The organism is Type-D symbiont of Plautia stali, from assembly GCF_001485335.1.
GTDB lineage: Bacteria > Pseudomonadota > Gammaproteobacteria > Enterobacterales > Enterobacteriaceae > Pantoea > Pantoea vagans_C.
The window spans coordinates 1-16,380 of sequence record NZ_BBOC01000098.1 but is presented as its reverse complement, the minus strand read 5'-3'; the positions used below and the strand labels follow the sequence as shown (position 1 = coordinate 16,380).

The following is a 16,380-nucleotide window of genomic DNA, read 5'->3' as shown; positions in this document are numbered from 1 at the left end:
CCAGAATCGCCTGACCAAACTGCAAGGCGGCAAAGGCGATCACTGCCGTTAACGAGTTGGGTAGGATATGTCGCCACAGTACATGCCAGAAGCTGCCGCCGCTGCCATAAGCGGCTTCAACAAATTCGCTGCGCCGCACGCGCACCACTTCGCCGCGTGCCAGTCGCGCAAAGCTGGCGATGGAGGCGATACCCACAGCCAGGGCTGCGTGTACCGTGCCAAATCCCAGTAAAATCAGCACGCTTAACGCAAGCAGCAGGGAAGGGATAGAGAGCAGTACATCCACCAGTCGCATCAGGCTGTTTTCTGTTCGACCGCCGACGGCACCGGCGAGTACGCCCAGTGTGGTTCCGCCAATCAAGCCCATCGCCACAGCGGCAAATGCCGCCGCCAGCGACTGAGAAGCGCCGTACACGATGCGTGTGAATAGGTCGCGCCCCAGTTGATCGGTGCCCAGCCAATAGGCGGCTTGCGGAGGCAAACGTTGCGCTCCCACAATGCCTTGGGTGGGGCTGTAGTGGGTAAACAGACCGGGTGCAAACGCAGCCAGCAGCGCCAGCAGCATCACCGCCCATGCGAGCCATAAACCCGGTTGGATGCGCCACACGCGCTGCTGACGTGTCGCGCGCTGGCGAGCGCTGGCGTAATCGACGAGGCTCATCGGCTTCCTCCCGCAATAGGTTGCAGACGCGGATCGAACAGCGGCATCAGCGCATCGACCAGCAGGTTTATCAGCACAAAGGCCAATGCAGAGATCATCACCACCGCTTGCAGTACCGCGACATCCTGGTTGTTGACCGCTTGCTGCGTCAGTTGGCCGATACCGCTCAGACCAAACACCGTTTCCGTGATTAATGTGCCAGCAATCAGTTCACCCAGCAGTAAACCCGCCACGTTGAGCACGGGTAGCAACGCATTACGCATCACATGTCGCCACAGTACGCGGCTCTGGCTGGCACCTTTCGCACGCGCTACCGCGACAAACGGCTGGGTCGAAACTTGATCGATACTGCGCAACAAAATTTGCGCCAGTGGCGCGGAGATTGGGATCGCGACGGTGATGACGGGCAAGATCAACCCCTGTAAAGGCGAGGGGTTGATCACTGGTATCCAGCGCAGTTGGAACGAGAACAGTTGAATCAGCGCGATACCGAGCCAGAAGGTCGGCAGTGAGATAAACAGTGCAGGCACCGATTGCAGCAACGAACGCAGCGCACGCAATGCGGGCAGGCGCGATAGCGCTGCCAAAGCAAAGGCGATCAGCGTGGCGAGGGCAAAGCCGAGCAGTGCCAGTTGCAGTGTGGCGGGCAGGTTGCTGGTGAGCAGATCGCTCACCGCCACACCGGCCTGTACTGAGTAGCCAAAATCGCCATGCAGCATCGCCCAGAGCGTATGCAGATACTGCTGCCACAATGGATTATCTGCGCCATACGCCAGCCGCATCTCCGCGATTTGATCGGGGCTTAAGCCGAGATCCGGGTTCTGAAACTTAATCAGCACCGCATCGCCAGGCAGCACCTGCAGCAGCAAGAACGACAGGGTAAAAGCGGCCCATAACACCAGCGCACTTTGACCCACTCTTCGCAGCAGAGAACGTTGCATCATCGGCCTACCTTAGTGTTTTTCCAGCCATGCGCCGTAAAACGACGGACGGCCTACCGCTTCAAAACTCACCCCTTTTAACCAAGGCGCACCGGCAAAGACCTGTGGCTCTTCGAAAATCGGAATGACATAAGCCTGATCGAGCAGATAACGCTGTGCATCGCCGGTCAGCGCCAAACGCTTGGCAGGATCGACTTCGGCGGAGATATCCACCAGTAGCGCGTTGAGCTTGTCGTCACGGAAGTTTTGTACTTTGTCGCTGGAGCCGCCTTTTTGCAGCAGCACGTTACGGTTGGTCGGGTAGAAGCTGCTCTTGATGACATCGGGATCGGCGCGACCGACTTCGGTGACGTTAAGTGGCGTTTTGAGCGGATCGAGATTATCCAGCGTCGCGCTGCCGGCATCGCCAGCTTTGACCGCCAGTGCAACGCCTACCTGGCGCCACTGCTGTGCCACCAGTTGCAGGACTTCCTTGTTCTGTGGCTGCGGCAACGATTCATAAATGGCTAGCGCCAGTTTTTTGCCGTCTTTTTCGCGGATACCATCACTGCCGACTTTCCAGCCCGCTTCTTCCAGTAAGGTTTTGGACAATGCAGGATCATATTTCAGCTTGTCGGAGAGGTTGACGTAACCCGCCGCAGAGTTTGCGATAACAGAGGTGGCCTGCGGATAGTTGGGTGAGAAGAGCGTTTGCACGACCTGCTGCGCGTTTGTGGCGTGCAGCAGCGCCTGACGTACCTTTATATCGCTGACCAGTGGATTGTCCGGGCGGAAGCTGATGCTGTCATTCACCCCGCGCGTCGGCGCGGCATAAATCGGGAAGTTTTGTTGTTGCGCCTGTTTTTCGTCATAGGCTTGTACCTGACGAATAAAATCGGCCTGACCGGCCAGCAACGCGCCGATACGCACGCTGTCTTCCGGGGTGACGATAAATTTAATGCCATCCAGATTGGCAGGGCCTTGCTGGGCGATATTTTTTGGCCCCCACTGATAATCTTTACGCGCGGTGAGGTCGACTTCGCGGCCTAATTTTTCGTCACTGACAACAAAAGGCCCGGAACCAATAATATGGCGTGCATCACCCAGTTGATCGAAACTACGTTGTAGCGTGCTGAGAGAAACTAATCCGGAACCAATGGTGGCGGTACCCTGCAAAAATCCCGGCGAAGGTTTTTTGAAATAAAACTTCACCGTCAGCGGATCAATCACCTCACTGTGATCGAAATTATTAATCACCTCCGATACTGGCAAGCGTTGGGCTTTATTTCCCAGGCCATAAGTATCAAAGTTTTTCGCCACCGCATTGGCATCCAGCGGCGTGCCATCGGAGAAGGTGACGCCCGGCCGGATTTTGAAGGTGTATTGGGTTTTATCGGCGTTGCTGCTCCAGCTTTCGGCAATCCAGGGTTCCACCTGTAGCGTTTTCGGGTTCTGCCACGTCAGTTTGTCGGTGATTTGATTGAGTATGCCGCCGTTGGGGTAGAAGCCACCGGCCGGGGGATAGAGGTTGGTGTGCTGCTGCTGTTCCAGATAAACCAGCGTGCCGCCTTTAACCGGTGTGTCTGCGGCGTGTGCGCTAAAGATCCCTGTCAGCAGGGCCAAGCTTAGCGCCTGCGAGTGAAAATGCTTCGTCATGGTGAATTCCTTATGATTCAAAAGCCCGGCGGGCTGAATTCATCATCAAATGTCGCACTGCGGAGTTGAACCAATGAATTGCACTAAGCTTTGCTGAAAAAGGTAAATAGCGGTTGGAGGGGGAAATAAATAATGGCAATAAGGATGGTAGGAATTGTTGGGGGGAGATTTATTGCGCGATAGGTGAGGGGGGGGGTTATTTAGGGTAAGTGGGTTTGTTTTATCAAGTTTGTGAAACCGTCAGATGAGTTTTAATAGAGAACTCGGTGATTGATCTTAAATTATTAGTTAGGCAACGGGTGATAACGCAGGCTCTGGCCGCTCCGGGGCTGGCTGTCCTCGCGCCGCTACGCGGTGCCTTCACTTCACTCGTCTGCCTTACGGACCGGTGCCGATGGAACATCCATGTTCCAGCGCCACCTTTCGCCCGCGTCCTGCGGGCTCTCCTGGCAGTCTCACTCCGTTCAGCGCTGCGGATGCCTGCCCCGGATCGGCCAGAGCCTGCTGTGATGCTTCAGTGCGGGTTTGGTTGGTGCATTGGTTTAGGGGGGCTGTAAATTGCATGCACAACATCAATTACGTTAAGCCGCTAGGGGAGGCTAAGTGTCAACGATTGGCGGTTTCTGGTAATGCCAGAGTGGGTTTGATAAATTTCTGGCGATAGGTTTGAAAGGATTGCGTTTATGGACAAGAAGGATGTCGACTTAGCCGATTTACTGTCAGTGCGGTTTTCGTACTCTCCGGATGCCGATATGCGTGCATTTACAGATTGGGCTGAGCAGGGACTCTCTGGAAATGAGGTCAATGAAAATGTACTTATCCTTGCCTCCTTGGGACTCGACAAAGCGATTTCTCAATACGAGGTCTACCGCTACTTTGATGCCTACCTCTTGGATAATGCGATCGCGCATCCCTCACCGTTTGAATTACAAATAATGATAGTCAGATATGCCTTAAAGAGGATCGCGTTCTCTGCATCAGAAGCTGAAGTATGGGGCGGGCTAACACACTTTAAGGATTTTTATTATGAGGTGGGCCCATCACGGATTCTCAAAAACATTGTCAGTTATTTGACTGACGCCTATGAGGACTTTGTTAATTACTACGATGAAGATGAGGGATATTTCTATTTCAGAAGACCACGACATGAGCTGATTGTGAAAGAGTCCCAGGCGAAATATGTGCGGGCGTCGGCGAAGAGGTTTCTGCGCCTGTTCGAGGGTGAGTATTACCGCCTGGGGATGTGATTTAAGGTTAGGGTATTGATTCATATTGCTGGGTCACAGCGGCATATTCTGGGTGTGGGTGCCACTGGTGATGTGTGCCTTGATCCTGCGGGTCACTTAGCCATGTTCGCTCACTGCATGTTGTTGCCCAAGGGAGGATTTTAAGGGCGTGAAGCGGACGTTTATTGATGACTACTAAGTGTTTTCATCATTCTAAACATAACACCCCTGTTGTGAACCTGAAGGATTCTGTTTATAAAATCAGCAATGTAACTCATTAACGAATCAAAAACTCAGGAGATATTTTGCCGATAATTACTTCTCGACTGCATCTTCGCCCTGTAATCAACTCAGACGGAAATGACCTTTTCAGAATTTATGGCGATCCTGCCACAAATACGTTTAATCCTGCGGGACCGTATCCTGATATTGATTATGCCCATGATGTATTGGTTCGATGGCTTAAACACTGGGAAGATTACGGTTTCGGAAACTGGGCTATCTCGCTAAAGGATAATCCCGAAAGGATTATCGGTTTTGGCGGACTAAGCATCCGCAGTTATGCCGATATTACTATCAATAACCTGGGATATCGCTTCTCCACTGAGTCCTGGGGAAAAGGCCTGGCGACAGAGTTTGCTAACTATGCAGTCAGCTATGGGTTTAATGAACTGGAACTGCCAGAAATCTCTGCCACAGTAAGAGCAAATCATCTGGCATCGCAGAAAGTCCTAACGAATGCCGGACTCAGGTATGTACGGGACATTCATGATGTTAAAAATTCGCCAGCCAGTCTGCTGTTTACATTGACCCACGCCGATTGGGATAAACAATTATGTTGATTTACAACGTATTCGGACGACACATTGGGATCAAGCGCGAAGGTGATCGCTGGCTGATATTTCGTGCAGACCTGACAGAGCGAAAATTTTCCCGGCTTTACGATATTGCTATTCCGGACGGTATGCCAGAAGACGAAATCATTGGCTGGCTGGGGGATATTTTTCATGAAGAAGCAACAGCGCGTCATCCTGATGTGAAACGTGTTGAATAGTAATTTGTCAGGCTCACACCCTCTATTACAACCGATTTCCTATAAGTCCTTCAACTTACGCTACTGGCACACAACGGACATAGCCCCCAAGTTGATCCAGTGAATCCCCCCGTGCTATCCGTTAATCCACTCCATGATTCAGTTGCAGTGCCACATCCGGGCCTTTTTCCACCGTTGAACCCTCCTTCACGGAAACGCTCACATTATCCCCTTTACCTGCGACATATCTTGCCTGAACGCCATAACGGGCATCAATCTTGATGTTATGTAGCGAGACATCCTGAATGGGGGACTCCGGCAAGCCGCTGAAAATCATGGCATAGGTCGCTTTAGTTGCCATGACATCTGAAATGGTTACCCCTTTGATTTTTGGCGTTGAAGCCGAAACGGGTGCCATTTCAATCGGCTGGGTAAGCGTGTGCCCCTGTGCCCCCGCCTGGCCGCTGTAGCTATTGGTTACCAGAATCGGCGTATTCACATTCGACATGTTAAGATGGCTGGCGATAAGCGGGCCAATGGCATTGCCTCTGTCCCTGGCTGATTTGATGCGCACGCCATTTTCCGTATTCAGGAAAGTGACGCGACGGATCGTCACCTTGCCGATACCGTTCGCGGTTTCACTGCCGACAGAAATTCCGTGGCCATCACGCATCATGGAATCGTGGATGGTAATGTCTTTCGATGCTGCTCCGGTTCCGTTAACCAACCCTGACTTAATGGCAATATTGTCATCGCCCGTTGCGATATCCATGTTTGAAACCGTAATGTTCCGGGAAGAGACAATGTCCATTCCGTCAGTATTCGGTGAGGTGACAGGATTGGTGATCTTCACTTTGTTCACAATAATATCGCTGCTATTGCGAATCACAATGTTCCACATGGGCGAGTTAGTCAGGTTTAGATTTTCAATCTTACCCTGAGTGACATCATTGAATTCCACAAACCAGGGGCGTGGAACCCCGTTCGCCAAAGGAATGCCGGGGAATCGGTCGGTGAAGACTTTTTTATTCCCAGCTCTGACTTCGCCACGTATTTTTAATGCTTCAGGCCACCAGGTTTTCTCTCCATCACCATCCAGTGTACCTCCGCCTATAATGGCCACATTTTTCACATTATTGGCGAAGATAAAGGCTTCATTCACTTTGGCGGGATGCCCAATAAACGCTGAAATGAATTTCCCTTCCTGATTGCTGGCCTTTAGGGTTGCGCCTGTTTCAATTTTTAGCGTGATATTAGTTTGTAATTGCAGCGGTCCACTCATCCAGAGGCCCGGAGAGAGTTGAACCGTTCCTCCACCGCGCTGGCTACATTGCTGAATAGCTTGTTGAATGGCATCGGTGTTCAGGGTGACGCCATCAGCTTTACCGCCAAATTCTTGAGGGCGGCAGGTTGAAGAGGCTGCTTGGGCTAAACAAGATGAAAAAGAAACACAGCAGATCAGGGTTATTAGCGATTTATTCATGCATCCTCAGAAAATCAGGCAGTTGTGCGACCAGCAGTCAGGGGAAGCAGAGGCGTCGTGAGTACGCCACCGTCCTCCTTACATTTTAGCGAACCATTGACGGGCGCTTGGCGTCATAGCGCCAGTTATCAATTAAGAATTGCATCCCTAACGCATCATTGCGGTTCTTATCCGGTAGCGTGTTGTAAAGCGCATGCGCCTGTTCAACACGTTCCATATTTAACTCAATGCCTAGACCTGGACCGGGTGGCAATTCCAGGTAGCCATCGCGGATCTGCGGCGGTTGGTGCGTGAGTTGCTGTCCGTCCTGCCAGATCCAGTGGGTATCAAAGGCGGTCTGACGATCGCCAGGCGCCGCCGCGCCCAGGTGTGCCACCATGGCCAGTGAGATATCAAAATGATTATTGGAGTGGCAACCGGTGGTCAGTCCCCACTCGTTGCACAACAGCGCGACCACATTCGCGTTGCGCATCGTCCAGAAGTGCGGATCGGCGAGTGGAATGTCGATGGCATTCAGTTGCAGCGCATGGTGCAGTTGCCGCCAGTCGTTAGCGATCATATTGGTCGCGACCGGAACACCTGTGGCGCGACGGAATTCGGCTAACGTTTCCCGGCCTGAATAGCCCTGTTCCGCACCACACGGATCTTCCAGATACGGCACTTTCCCCGCCAACTGTTTACCAAAGCGAATCGCTTCTTCCAGCGACCAACTGGCATTGGGGTCAACGGTGACGCGCGCGTCAGGAAATCGTTTCAGCAACGCTTCAACCGTTTCAACTTCTACATCACCTGTCATCACACCGCCTTTCAGCTTGAAGTCACGAAAGCCGTACTGCTCAACCGCCGCTTCCGCCAGCCGTTGCACGCCAGCACTGTCCATCGCTGCCTCATGACGCAAACGGAACCAGCCATCCTGCGCCTGGTCTCCCGAGCAGTATTGCATATTGGTGAGTCTGCGATCGGCGATATAGAACAAATAGCCCAGCACCGGGATACGATCCCGCTGTTTTCCGCTCGCAAGCAGATCGGCTACGGGCAGGTTAAACAGCTTGCCTTGCAGGTCCAGTAGCGCAGCCTCAATAGCAGCAACAGCGTTATAAAACTTCTCCGGATTCATCTGCGGAATATGAATGTCGTTGGTATGTGACGTTTGTTGTTGACGCGCTTCACTGTTGAATAGCTGGCTCAACGTGGCATTCAGGCGTAGCAGCGAGCTGCCTTCAATCAGCGGGCGAAACTGCTCCAGCAGCTGCAAGGTAGAGGCATGACAGGGCGTTTCGCCAACACCGGTGTGTCCGGCCGAATCGGTCAGGATGACGATAATGCGCGTAAAGAAGCAGTTATGCGCCCCCCCAATATTCAAAAGCATGCTGTCGTGGCCAGCGACCGGTACGATGCGCATGGATTTAATGACTGGACTGTCTGACATGGTGTCTCTCCTTGTAACCGAAAGATGGGGGAACAGGTTTGCTGCGCAGCAACAGCCACAGGCCGGTAACCACTGACACACTGGTCAGCGCATAGAGGCCACCGGTGGTGCTACCTGTATGCATTTCAAGATAGCCGAACACCGTTGGCGCGAAGAATCCGCCAAGGTTTCCAATGGAGTTGATCATCGCAATGCCTGGTGCAGCGATTGCTGCGGGCAGTTCGCTTTGCGGCATTGGCCAGAAGAATGCGGCGCTGACTTTGGAACCAATACAAGCCACTATCATCGCCACAAAGCCAAACCACGGCGTGCCAAGCGTGGCCATAAAGGTGCCACACGCGGCGATCAGCATCGCGATGCCGAGCCCTTTATCCAGCTTATCGCGATACCGATCGGTGACTTTACCCAGTAAAAACAGAGCTACGATGGCGAACAGCCACGGGATGGCGGTCAGCAGTCCCGTTTCGAAACTATTGAACCCCTGAATACGTTGGATGATTTGCGGTAACCAGAAGACCAGGGTGTAGCCGGTCATGGTCATAGTGAAGAAGATCAGGCAGTAGGAGAGAAGGCTGCGATCGGTGATCAATCCCCAGCGCCCCTGTGTGACCGCGCGCTCTTCACGAACACTGTCTTCAAGAGCCAACTGCTGCGCCAGCGCCTGTTTTTCCGCATCACTGAGCCATTTTGCCCCTTCAGGTTTCGATACCAACACCAGTGCTGCCAGCAAGCCGATCACTATCGATCCGCCACCTTCCATGAACATCACCCATTTCCAACCCGCGAGCCCGCCAACATCATGCATCATCAGGATGGCGCCAGTGAGCGGGCCAGAGAACAGGAAAGCGCTGGCGGTTGCACTTAGCACCATGGCGGTAGCGCGTCCGCGCCAGGCATTGGGCACCCATTGGCGGAAATAGAACAGCACGCCAGGGAAGAAGCCTGCCTCCGCGACGCCAAGCAGGAAACGCAGCACATAGAAATGCAGCGGGGTGCTGACAAAACCGGTCAGCACCACCACCGCTCCCCAGGTGATCATGATGCGCGTGAGCCACACGCGTGCGCCGAATTTTTTCAGCATCATATTGCTGGGCACTTCAAACAGCGCATAGCCTATAAAGAACAGGCCCGCGCCTAAACCGAAAGCTGCGGCGCTAATGCCGGCATCGGCTTGCAGTTCGGCTTTAACGAATCCAATGTTGGCGCGGTCAATCTGATTGACGATAAGCATCAGTGCCAGCATCGGAATAATGCGGCGGAAGAATTTGCCAATCGCAGAAGCAATATGCGCCTCGTGATCGGTTGATAATTCATAGGGTTGCTGTGTCATGCGTCACCTTAGGGGGAGAAAAACACCGCTATAGGTATACGCAGCAGAGTCGGTGAGTGGTTATGTGTTTTTGCCCTGGAACTTTTAGGCAAATGCCGTGCGTTTTTTAAATTTCATGAAGTTATGTAAATTCACGTTGCAGAGTTTCGTGCTGGTTTGTGCGCTGGCTCACGCGGAAGGCAGAATAACTTACTGCCTTCCGCTGAGAGGCAAAACAGCGCTATGCGGCTGTTTCGACTCCTCGGCTTACCTTCATTAATGGCTCGTTTGTGAGCGGAGTTGATTCACTCCTTTCTGACGAACCAGTAGCGCCAGCAGCAACATGCCGGAGAGCGCCAGAATGCTGGCGAGAACAAAAGCAGTGTGATAGCCGCCGCCATACTGAATCAGAAAACCTGTGATGCTCGGCGATAATATACCGGCCAGGTTAGCCAGTAGATGCACAAAGCCTCCTGCTGTTCCTATACGACCCGCAGGCACGATATCCTGCAGCAAAGACCAGCAGGCCTGTGGCGTCATGTAAGCAAAGACGCTCGCCAGCGTGATAAGCGTGACAGCAGACACCACGCTCTGGCTCCATGCTGTCAGCAGCACGCAAAGAGCTGCCACCGCGAGGCCGACAAAAATCACCAGCTTACGTGACAACAGGAAGTCCTGCGTGCGTCGGAACAACATGTCAGAAACAATGCCTCCCCCCAGAAAACCGATGGTCGCACCCAGCCAAGGCAACACGCCGATAATGCTCATGCTTTTGATATCCAGATGCTGAAAGTCAGTCAGATAACTCGGCAACCATGAAAGAAAGAAGAACTGAATATAGTTGAAGCAGAAAAATGCACTGGCTACGCCCAGCACGGGCAGTGAAAATACATAGTGCCAGAGAGTATGGCTATCCTTCTGAGGCTGACTCAGCGTATTGCCTGCCGGTCGCCGCTGCACGATGTACTGGCTCTCTTCTTGACTTACGCGTGGATGCTGCTCGGGCTTGTCCCGAAAAAGTAGCAGCCAGCAGGCAACCCAAATGAAACCCATTACCGCAATCACAACAAAAGCAATGCGCCAGCCAAATTGCAGACCGACCAGCCCCACGATCGGTGCTGCAATGGCTGCACCAAGCGGTTGCCCCGCATTGGTAAAACCAACAGCCCTGCCGACTTCGTTACGAGGGAACCAGTTGGCAATCGATTTGTTGGTGGTGGTTCCCATCGGGCCTTCCCCGACACCAAATAACATGCGCACGATGAGCAGGTGAGCGAATCCTGTCACCAGCGCGGTGGCACCACAAAAAAGGGACCAGATACTGGCCGCCCAGGCATACACTCGCCGAGGTCCAAAACGGTCTGCAGCCCAGCCGCCAATGAAGCAAAACAGGCAGTAACCGATGAAGAAACAGCTAAACAAAATGCCCATTTGAGCATCGTTGATGCTCAGATCCTTCTTGACCAGAGGAGCCATTACGGAGAGCGCTGCCCGATCAAGATAGTTAAGAATGCCAGCAAAAAACAGCAACAGAGCAATGACATGACGGTAGTTTTTAAACATGGCGGCTCACTCCCTGCTGATTGACTCGCGTCAGTGACAGGCGATAGTCGTTGAGGACGGCGGGATCGGGCTCATAGCCCAGGCCTGGGGCATCGCTCAGGCTGAAACTTACGCTTTGCGGCAATGTTGGATACAGATGAGCCTCGAAGGTTACCCAGGGAATTTCCATTTTGATGTCGGTTGGCAGTGCCGCGACCAGATGCGCTGTTGCCAGCATTCCCGCGCCGTAGTAAAAGCAGTGCGGCACAACTTTTACACGATACTGCCGGGCCAATTCGAACACGCGTAGGGCAGAGGTTATCCCCCCAACTTTAGACACACTTGGCTGCGCAACGTCCACGGCACCACTTTCAAAAAGGTTCACAAACCCCATGTCGCCGTCCACGTTTTCTCCTGCGGCAAGTGGTACGCCCGCTTTGCGGAGTAGAGATAGCCCCAAAAAGTCATCCGGTGGCCAGACAGGCTCTTCGAGCCATCCTAGTTGGAGCGGACGCAGTTCACTGGCAACGGCCTGCGCCTGTTCGCGTGACCATGGGCAGTTTACGTCAACCATCAGGTCAGCATCCGGCGGCAGTGCCTGACGCGCAGCAGCAATTGCGGCTGGATGTGTTTCATGAAGCTTGAGCGTCCGAAAACCTTCCGCATGTGCCCGGCGAACTTGTTGGGCGACTTCATTTGAGTCATTGCCATAGCTCACCAGGCTTGCATAACGCTCTATCTGATGGCGAGTGGCGCCCAAGAGTTGCCACAGCGGTTTCTGTTGCAACTTACCCAACAGGTCCCACAGGGCAATATCGAGAGCAGACAGGGCGTAACGAACCGGCCCGCTGCGTCCAAAGGCATGCAGTGCCTGCTCTGCCGATTGCATCACCTCCGCGATCTCTTGCTGAGTAGATGGGACAGGCCGTTGCAGGAAGAAAGGCGCGACCAGGCTTACCAGTGCCTGTTCAGTGACGGCATTGGACAGGTGGCCAAATGCTTCTCCCCATCCTTCAAGACCGTCTTCTGTGATGACTTTTACCAGTAGCGTTTCCATTCGTTTGAGTGATGGAGAGGCTGCGTTATAGGTGGTTTCCTGCTCATCGGGCTGAGGCCGGTGCGCATCAAACGGGATACTGATACGTGTGACTTCGATAGCGGTGATTTTCATGCCATAAACCTCATAAGGGTGGTGCCCGGCGTGATTTGTTATTAGAAGCCGTGGCGTTGAGGAGGAGTTCTAACTCAAGGTGAGTATAAAAAGACTGGCAGAGGATAAGCATCGGGCATCAGCACAGGACTGTGGACCGATTCGTTCTGGAAATTGGGCTTCTTAACGGATGGTCATGGCGGCGATCACATAAATCCTCTGGCATGAGATGTCTGAGTCTCTGCAATTATCCGGAGTGGGTGCGTCGCTAGTGTCAGACAAACCGAGGGTTGAGTTTGACATGATGTTGAGAATGATTATCATCTGAAGGAATTGTGAAAGGAGGACACATGAAAATTTACTGGTCGAAGAAAAGTATCCCTGAGTTGAATAAACTGACATCATTGCAGCGGAAGCGAAATTATCGCGAAGCTGCCAGGCTTGCCAGTACACATATGGAGTATTGGGTTGGGGCCGGTCTATTTGTTTTACTGTTAATCATTCTTTCTATGCTGTTTAAAAAGGTCTATCCGGGACCTGGTACTTTCCTGCGAGATGTGCTGCGCTGGGTCACAACATTTATTCCTGCTGCGTTTGTCTTTGTTCAATTCAAGATTTATGCAATGCGCAAACATTATCGCCATATTCTTATAAGAACCGAGTGAGGCCGTTAGCGATTTGGTGATGTATCTCATTAACTTCCACGATAAAGCCTCAGTCGCCCCCATTATTGGAACAATCCGCTAACAACATTATGTGAGCTACGCTATTGGATTAAGCCATAGCCTAGAGTCATGCACGGTTTGAAGGCATCTGATGTACGCTGTTCTCTTCAAGGAGAAAAGAGAGCAATGACGGATTTGAACGATCACTACTGGAATCGAATGGTGTCCGATCTGACGGTTATCTATTACGCTTCAGCCAATATATTGAATGATGTACAAGGCTTAACGACAGGTTTTTCGGATGTGGAGCGGGGCTTCCTGATGCGTAAGGTGTTAGTGTAAGGCTGGCAAAAATTATCCAGCCTTACACCAACTTACTATTTAGCGCTGTTCTACCCGTGGACCAGCTTGGGCAATGCGCGCACCCGCCTCGTTGTTGCTGTACTGTTTGAAGTTATTGATAAACAGTTGTGCCAGTTTCTCGGCTGCTTCATTCCATTGTTCAGGTGATTCCCAGCCGTTACGCGGATCGAGAGTAGCAACATCCACTCCCGCAATCTGTTGCGGAATGGCGAGACCAAATACGGGCAGCGACTCTTCACGCATCGCACCGGTTTCTCCTTCGAGGATGGCGTTAACGATCTGGCGCGTGTCTTTCAGTGACAGACGCTGACCGGCACCGTTCCAACCTGTGTTCACCAGCCACACTTCCGCACCACTCTGTGCGACTTTTTCCTGAAGCACATCAGCATACTGCGTTGGATGCAGCATCAGGAAAGCCGCGCCGTAGCATGCGGAGAAGGTCGGAGTCGGGGCGGTAATACCACGCTCAGTCCCCGCCAGCTTGGACGTAAAGCCAGACAGGAAGTGATACTGCATCTGCTCCGGCGTCAGGCGGGATACCGGTGGCAGCACACCAAATGCATCTGCCGCAAGGAAGATAATGCGTGAAGGGTGACCCGCACGGGAAACCGGCAGCACGATATTATCAATATGCGACAGCGGGTATGAAACGCGGGTGTTCTCGGTCTTGCTGCCATCGGCATAATCCACGCTGCCATCTTCTCTCACCACTACGTTTTCCAGCAGCGCGTTACGGCGGATGGCACCGTAAATTTCTGGCTCAGACTCCGCCTTCAGATTGATGGTTTTGGCATAGCAGCCGCCTTCAAAGTTGAACACACCGTCCGCGTCCCAGCCGTGTTCATCATCGCCAATCAGCTGACGGCGCGGATCGGTTGAGAGCGTGGTTTTACCGGTGCCGGAGAGGCCAAAGAATAGCGCCACATCGCCTTTTTCACCGCGGTTTGCTGAACAGTGCATGGAAGCAATACCCTTCAGCGGCAGCAGGTAGTTCATGACAGAGAACATCCCTTTCTTCATCTCGCCGCCGTACCAGGTACCGCCAATCAGCTGAATATTTTCTGTCAGGTTAAAGGCAATAAACGTCTCTGAATTTAACCCTTGCTCCTGCCACTGCGTATTCACGCAACCCGCGCCGTTAATCACCGTGAAGTCCGGAGCAAAGCTTGCCAGCTCATCGTCGGTTGGTGCGATAAACATATTTTTGACAAAGTGTGCCTGCCACGCCACATCAGTGACAAAGCGCACAGCCAGGCGGGTATCGGCGCTGGCACCGCACCAGGCATCAACGATATACAGTGATTTGGCCGACAGGTGGTTGGCAACCAGTGTTTTCAGGTGCGCCCACACCTCAGTGGACATCGGCTTGTTATCGTTGCGTCCCAGACCGGCATCAGACCACCACAGCGTATCGCGGGTCTGGTCATCGCGAACGATGTACTTATCGCGCGGGGAGCGGCCGGTAAATTCGCCAGTATCTACAGTCACTGCGCCAGACGTGGTGAGCTTACCGCGCGCTGGACCTTCCAGGTCGGCTGCCGTTTCATGTTCGAACAGCAGTTCATAGCTCGGGTTATAGATCACCTCGCTGACATCGTTGATGCCAAGGCGTGAGAGATGTTGCATGACAGAATTTAGTGCGCTCATAAGATACCCTGACTCATTGAATGAATGGCAAGACGGCCACAACCGACTCGATTGAGGAGCGGATAGTAGCATCGGCATTACGATGCAGAAATTGCATATAAATCATTTGTCATGTAAAAATTGCATGGAATTGGGGGCTGTAATCGGAGCAAAGAAGTGCTAAGTAATCTCGAAGTGAAGTGGTTGTATGATGTGATTGCCCTGGAAGAATATCGCAGCTTTACACTGGCGGCAGAGAAGCGAAATATTTCTCAATCTTCGTTCAGTCGAAGGATTCAGGCTTTGGAATCAACCTTAGGTTTCAGCGTCTTCAATCGTAACGTGAACCCGCCGCAACTCACGGCGCAGGGCAGAATATTTGTCGGCTATGCCCGAAATATGCTCGACGATATGGACTTTCAGATCAGCCGTATCAAGGGTGAAGATAAGTTGAAGCAGAGCATCCGTATTGATGCGGCGCCCTCGCTTTCTGTTCTGTTGTTGCCCGATATTTTAGCCGACTACCGTGATAGCCCGGATAAGGTGTTCTTTGTTGAATCGATTAACGTCAATGATGCCGTCTTTAATCTTAAAGAAGGCAAGAGTGACTTTATTCTGTCGTTTTATAACGAAGAGTTGATGAATTACCCGTTCATCAACCATAAAATCTTCGATTCCGCGCTGCATCTGGTCTCGCCCTGTGATGCGCACGGCAAACCGATATTTTCAATCAATGGCGACACACTGCCACTGGTTAAATACGCCAATGATAGTTACATGGGGCGCCAGGTGAATCAGGTGATTGATCGCATACCGAATACCACCTTTATCCTGACCTTTGTCTCCTCCATGAGTGAGTTGCTAAAAAGAATGATACTCAAAGGCGATGCCGTTGGTTGGCTGCCGGATTACTCGATTCAGCGTGAGCTGGAGGAGAGACGCCTGGCGATTATGGATCACAGTCTTTCGCTGAAGATTTCTGCTTATGTATATCGCTCCGGCGCACGTTTAAACCTGACGGCGGAACGCTTCTGGCGCTATGTGAAAGAGCGGAAAATTGGATCTTAATTAGGTAATGCTGCTAAGCGCATAATTGTGCGCACTTTGAAGAATCGCATCCATTCTTGTACGGCCGCCATTTATGGCGTAATGCTCGTCAGTTAAGCGACTGACGATAACGCCGTCTGGAGCCGCGCCGGGGCTGGCTGTCCTCGCGCCGCTACGCGGTGCCTTCACTTCACTCATCTGCCTTACGGACCGGTGCCGATGGAACATCCATGTTCCAGCGGCACCTTTCGCCCGCGTCCTGCGGGCTCC

Annotated in this window: 15 protein-coding genes; 6 read left to right on the top strand and 9 right to left on the bottom strand. The window is 52.5% G+C overall.

Annotated features, from left to right (window positions below; all coding sequences use genetic code 11):
* The 3 genes from PSSD_RS22550 to PSSD_RS22540 form a co-directional block, all read right to left on the bottom strand.
* On the bottom strand, positions 1-661 hold a 661-nt coding region (locus tag PSSD_RS22550), incomplete at its 3' end, for an ABC transporter permease (RefSeq protein WP_058973758.1).
* Positions 658-1,602: an ABC transporter permease gene (locus tag PSSD_RS22545; RefSeq protein WP_167347698.1), complete on the bottom strand. Its 945-nt coding sequence runs from the start codon at positions 1,600-1,602 to the stop codon at positions 658-660. The genes PSSD_RS22550 and PSSD_RS22545, both read right to left, overlap by 4 nt.
* Before the next feature lie 12 nt (positions 1,603-1,614).
* On the bottom strand, positions 1,615-3,237 hold the full coding sequence (locus PSSD_RS22540) for a TIGR04028 family ABC transporter substrate-binding protein (protein WP_058973756.1): 1,623 nt from the start codon (positions 3,235-3,237) through the stop codon (positions 1,615-1,617).
* A 683-nt stretch (positions 3,238-3,920) separates the two neighbouring features.
* Between PSSD_RS22540 and PSSD_RS22535 the strand changes: the two genes are divergently transcribed.
* The 3 genes from PSSD_RS22535 to PSSD_RS22525 all read left to right on the top strand — a co-directional run bounded on the left by PSSD_RS22535 (position 3,921) and on the right by PSSD_RS22525 (position 5,517).
* Positions 3,921-4,484 (top strand): hypothetical protein, encoded by a 564-nt coding sequence (locus PSSD_RS22535; RefSeq protein ID WP_058973755.1) that lies wholly within the window; start codon positions 3,921-3,923, stop codon positions 4,482-4,484.
* Between the two features lie 284 nt (positions 4,485-4,768).
* Positions 4,769-5,305 carry a GNAT family N-acetyltransferase gene (locus PSSD_RS22530; RefSeq protein ID WP_058973754.1) on the top strand — a complete coding sequence of 179 codons (537 nt, stop codon included), beginning with the start codon at positions 4,769-4,771 and terminating at the stop codon, positions 5,303-5,305.
* Entirely contained in the window at positions 5,299-5,517 is a 219-nt protein-coding gene (locus PSSD_RS22525; protein WP_058973753.1) for a DUF7661 family protein, read from the top strand. The genes PSSD_RS22530 and PSSD_RS22525 overlap by 7 nt, the downstream gene beginning before the upstream one ends.
* Before the next feature lie 121 nt (positions 5,518-5,638).
* Here PSSD_RS22525 and PSSD_RS22520 read toward each other — a convergent pair whose 3' ends face one another.
* The 5 genes from PSSD_RS22520 to PSSD_RS22500 all read right to left on the bottom strand — a co-directional run bounded on the left by PSSD_RS22520 (position 5,639) and on the right by PSSD_RS22500 (position 12,430).
* Complete coding sequence (locus PSSD_RS22520) at positions 5,639-6,979, bottom strand: glycoside hydrolase family 28 protein (protein ID WP_058973752.1); 1,341 nt, start codon at positions 6,977-6,979, stop codon at positions 5,639-5,641.
* A gap of 85 nt (positions 6,980-7,064) precedes the next feature.
* Entirely contained in the window at positions 7,065-8,408 is a 1,344-nt protein-coding gene (locus tag PSSD_RS22515) for an enolase C-terminal domain-like protein (protein ID WP_058973751.1), read from the bottom strand.
* Positions 8,386-9,738 (bottom strand): MFS transporter, encoded by a 1,353-nt coding sequence (locus PSSD_RS22510; protein WP_058973750.1) that lies wholly within the window; start codon positions 9,736-9,738, stop codon positions 8,386-8,388. The genes PSSD_RS22515 and PSSD_RS22510 overlap by 23 nt, the downstream gene beginning before the upstream one ends.
* A 255-nt stretch (positions 9,739-9,993) precedes the next feature.
* Complete coding sequence (locus tag PSSD_RS22505) at positions 9,994-11,280, bottom strand: MFS transporter (protein WP_058973749.1); 1,287 nt, start codon at positions 11,278-11,280, stop codon at positions 9,994-9,996.
* Positions 11,273-12,430 (bottom strand): mandelate racemase/muconate lactonizing enzyme family protein, encoded by a 1,158-nt coding sequence (locus PSSD_RS22500; protein WP_058973748.1) that lies wholly within the window; start codon positions 12,428-12,430, stop codon positions 11,273-11,275. Before PSSD_RS22500 ends, PSSD_RS22505 begins: the two co-directional genes overlap by 8 nt.
* 329 nt (positions 12,431-12,759) lie before the next feature.
* Between PSSD_RS22500 and PSSD_RS22495 the strand changes: the two genes are divergently transcribed.
* Together PSSD_RS22495 and PSSD_RS27830 are read left to right on the top strand one after the other, a co-directional pair.
* Complete coding sequence (locus tag PSSD_RS22495; RefSeq protein ID WP_058973747.1) at positions 12,760-13,074, top strand: hypothetical protein; 315 nt, start codon at positions 12,760-12,762, stop codon at positions 13,072-13,074.
* A 186-nt stretch (positions 13,075-13,260) separates the two neighbouring features.
* A complete protein-coding gene (locus PSSD_RS27830) occupies positions 13,261-13,416 on the top strand; it encodes a hypothetical protein (RefSeq protein ID WP_167347697.1) in 156 nt (51 codons plus the stop codon).
* Between the two features lie 39 nt (positions 13,417-13,455).
* Here the strand turns inward: PSSD_RS27830 and pckA are convergent, their stop codons facing one another.
* Positions 13,456-15,084 (bottom strand): phosphoenolpyruvate carboxykinase (ATP), encoded by a 1,629-nt coding sequence (gene pckA / locus PSSD_RS22490; protein ID WP_058973746.1) that lies wholly within the window; start codon positions 15,082-15,084, stop codon positions 13,456-13,458.
* Positions 15,085-15,240: 156 nt separating this feature from the next.
* Between pckA and PSSD_RS22485 the strand changes: the two genes are divergently transcribed.
* Positions 15,241-16,131 (top strand): LysR substrate-binding domain-containing protein, encoded by an 891-nt coding sequence (locus PSSD_RS22485; RefSeq protein ID WP_039333924.1) that lies wholly within the window; start codon positions 15,241-15,243, stop codon positions 16,129-16,131.
* Positions 16,132-16,380: the final 249 nt, after the last annotated feature.

Coding starts and splice junctions, on each gene's coding strand:
- PSSD_RS22545 (WP_167347698.1), bottom strand. CDS start 1,602: ATGCAACGTTCTCTGCTGCGAAGAGTGGGTCAAAGTGCGCTGGTGTTA.
- PSSD_RS22540 (WP_058973756.1), bottom strand. CDS start 3,237: ATGACGAAGCATTTTCACTCGCAGGCGCTAAGCTTGGCCCTGCTGACA.
- PSSD_RS22535 (WP_058973755.1), top strand. CDS start 3,921: ATGGACAAGAAGGATGTCGACTTAGCCGATTTACTGTCAGTGCGGTTT.
- PSSD_RS22525 (WP_058973753.1), top strand. CDS start 5,299: ATGTTGATTTACAACGTATTCGGACGACACATTGGGATCAAGCGCGAA.
- PSSD_RS22520 (WP_058973752.1), bottom strand. CDS start 6,979: ATGAATAAATCGCTAATAACCCTGATCTGCTGTGTTTCTTTTTCATCT.
- PSSD_RS22515 (WP_058973751.1), bottom strand. CDS start 8,408: ATGTCAGACAGTCCAGTCATTAAATCCATGCGCATCGTACCGGTCGCT.
- PSSD_RS22510 (WP_058973750.1), bottom strand. CDS start 9,738: ATGACACAGCAACCCTATGAATTATCAACCGATCACGAGGCGCATATT.
- PSSD_RS22505 (WP_058973749.1), bottom strand. CDS start 11,280: ATGTTTAAAAACTACCGTCATGTCATTGCTCTGTTGCTGTTTTTTGCT.
- PSSD_RS22500 (WP_058973748.1), bottom strand. CDS start 12,430: ATGAAAATCACCGCTATCGAAGTCACACGTATCAGTATCCCGTTTGAT.
- PSSD_RS22495 (WP_058973747.1), top strand. CDS start 12,760: ATGAAAATTTACTGGTCGAAGAAAAGTATCCCTGAGTTGAATAAACTG.
- PSSD_RS27830 (WP_167347697.1), top strand. CDS start 13,261: ATGACGGATTTGAACGATCACTACTGGAATCGAATGGTGTCCGATCTG.
- pckA (WP_058973746.1), bottom strand. CDS start 15,084: ATGAGCGCACTAAATTCTGTCATGCAACATCTCTCACGCCTTGGCATC.